This is a genomic window from Candidatus Hakubella thermalkaliphila (assembly GCF_013281975.1).
GTDB classification, from domain to species: domain Bacteria; phylum Actinomycetota; class Humimicrobiia; order Hakubellales; family Hakubellaceae; genus Hakubella; species Hakubella thermalkaliphila.
Window position 1 is genome coordinate 1 of sequence record NZ_BLRZ01000177.1, and the last position, 2,609, is coordinate 2,609.

Here is a 2,609-nt window from a genome sequence, read left to right on the forward strand (position 1 = left end):
ATGCGCTGAAAAGGGTAGAGGAGCAGTTTTTTGTTCCTCAAGGAGGCGCTTATGAGGTTTTTGTGTATGATGATGCAAGGATACAGAACCTGAATAGGCAGAGCCTGAGTGAGCAGAACCTCAGCACACGTCTGGGGATCGAGGTGGATGGAGTTCCCGTGGAGGTTGCATCCGCAGGTAGCAGTGGGGCTGGCGACAACTGGGTTGCTCTGGGTACTATAAGGTTGACCCCAGGGAATCACAGCCTCAAGATCACTTCCCAGGGTCTACCCATCAACGACGTAAAGATAAATAATAATCTGGTGCTACATTTGGAGAGGAAACAGGATAAGCCTGATCCACCTGGGATCTCCTTCAGGAAGATCAATCCTACCAGGTATGTGGTAGAGGTAAAAGAAGCGACCTCTCCTTATCTTCTGGTCTTCTCAGAATCCTTTAACCCCGCCTGGAGGGCCTATGTTGTGGACACGGAGACGGGCAGGAGGGAGAGAATTCCCGATGAAAGGCATTTTTGGGTCAACGGGTATGCTAACTCCTGGTGGGTGGATAAACTCGGCGACTACCAGATCCAGGTGGAATTCTGGCCCCAGAGGTTAGTTTACTGGGGGGCTGTGATATCTGTTATCACTTTGATTGCCAGCGTGCTCTACTATTTTATTGATGCCAGGCGGAGGCGCCGACATATCAGCTAATGCTGAGACCTCCGCTATGACTTGCTCTGAGAGGCAGAGAGGAGGATCCTCAAACAAAAATGGATGGAAAGGTAAAAGCCAGGATAATCCGAGAGGCGATTGTAAAGAACTACGTTAAGATTCTCTCGATGGCCGTCCCCGTCGCTTTACTCCTCGCCTCCACTGTGTTGTCGACCCGCTTTGCTTTTTGGGGAGGTGTCTCCGTAGCCCTTTTCGCCATAACTCTCCTTGTCCTCCAGTGCCTGGACCTGGAATATAGGTATGCCATAGGCATCGCCCTGTTCTTTCTGGCTCTGTGTCCCTTCTTCCTCATAGCTAAGCAGGAAAGTACGGCCGAGATATTGGCCAACTACGCCTATGGCTATTTAGTCTTCGGCCTCATTTTCATCCTCATGGACAGCCTGAGAGAAAGGATAAAACGAAAGGGGAAATTGGTTCTCTTTCGTAAGGCCATGCTCAGCTCCATCTTTTTGACCATGTTCCTTTCTAACTACTTTCTCTTCCCTCAGGTTTTTCCGGCATATAAGGCCGTTCAGCCCTTCAAGATCTATACTTCCTTCACCATGCCTCGAGCCTACAAGTGGCTCAAGGCTCAGCCGCAGGACTTCATCATTGTTGAGTACCCTCTTTTGGACGAAAGGGGAGAGCTCTATCCCGACTACCTGCATTTTCAGCAGATTCATGGGAAGAAACTGTTTAATCTGGCCCTAAAGAGGGGGGGGGGCCCTCCGGTTTGGTCCTGAAAAGCAGTCTGGAGGAGAGTCTGATGCAATCCGTGGAGGGTCTGCGGGGCAGGGAGGCAGCAGAAATACTGGGGCACTACGGCGTGAGGTATGTCCTTTTACATAGGGATAGGCCCGGGCTAAGCTTCTATGAAGGGGAAAGGGAGGAGACGGAGGGGCTTACGCTGGTAGGCTCGGATGATCAGATAGACATCTTTGAGATAGATGAGAATCTCCGCAGGCCCCCCATTTATCCTGTTAGAAACATTGCCTACGTCTCCAGGAATATCGAGCTTTCCTATATTCTGGAAAGCCTGGCCAGCCTGGAGGCCCAAGTGAGTGGGGCTGAAGAGCCGTGGGTCTATCTTGCTAGCGGAGACACGAGCAGAGATAACCTGGTTCTGAGCTGGGCAGAGCAGGTTATTGTTCCTTTAGATGTGGCCAGGGACGCGGTAGATCAGCCCACGCCAGGTGAAGGCGCTCTATATGAAGATCTGGGTCTCACCCCGTCGGCGATGGAGAAGGAGAGCCGCTATTTTGTGTCTCTATACCTGCTCAATACTGGCTCCACCGTGTGGCCCGCCACGCCGGAGGAAAATCACATTCATGCGAGCTATCACTGGTTAGATAAGGAGACAGGAGAGGTGATCATCTGGGATGGCGTGAGGACGGAGCTGCCCCACCGAGTAATACCAGGGGAGAGGGTGCCGGTTCAGGTTGGGATAAAGACGCCAGAGAAGCCTGGAGACTATATTTTGCAGTTCGATCTGGTCAGAGAAGGGGTGTACTGGTTCTCCCAGGTGGGAGTGGAGCCCCTATCCAGGGAAGTGAAAGTGGTTTCGGCCAGCCCAGGCGGCAAAGAGGAGGGGTTGGAACAGGAGGGAGAGAGTAGCAGCATGGTCGGCCCGCCAACGGGTGGGTGGGAAGAGACAGAGCCGGAAGGACGCAGTTATCCGATTACCTACACTCTCCACATTCCCCGGGCTGGAGACTATTCTCTCTATCTTTTAAAGCCGACTCTCCCTGAGGTTAGAGAGCTAAGGTATCGGATTGATGGGGGTGAGTGGGTCCAGAGTAGCTTAAGTGTCTTAAGATCTCCCCAGGAGGTCTCTCCATCTTCCCCAGAGCCTTCTCCTTCTTCTCAGGAAGTCTCCACCTCCTCCCCGGAGGGCAAGTACGTCTTCAAACTATTGGA

General features: G+C 52.4%; 2 protein-coding genes and 1 pseudogene. All 3 read left to right on the forward strand.

The features are described 5' to 3' along the window. On the forward strand, positions 1–692 hold a 692-nt coding region (locus HW443_RS10525), incomplete at its 5' end, for a carbohydrate-binding protein (RefSeq protein ID WP_176238172.1). 59 nt (positions 693–751) lie between these two features. Continuing rightward, positions 752–1,435, forward strand: coding sequence for a hypothetical protein (locus tag HW443_RS10530; protein ID WP_176238173.1), 684 nt, complete (start codon positions 752–754; stop codon positions 1,433–1,435). Positions 1,436–1,458: 23 nt separating this feature from the next. Next, positions 1,459–2,609 (forward strand): annotated as a pseudogene (locus tag HW443_RS10535) (hypothetical protein); the annotation flags it as partial.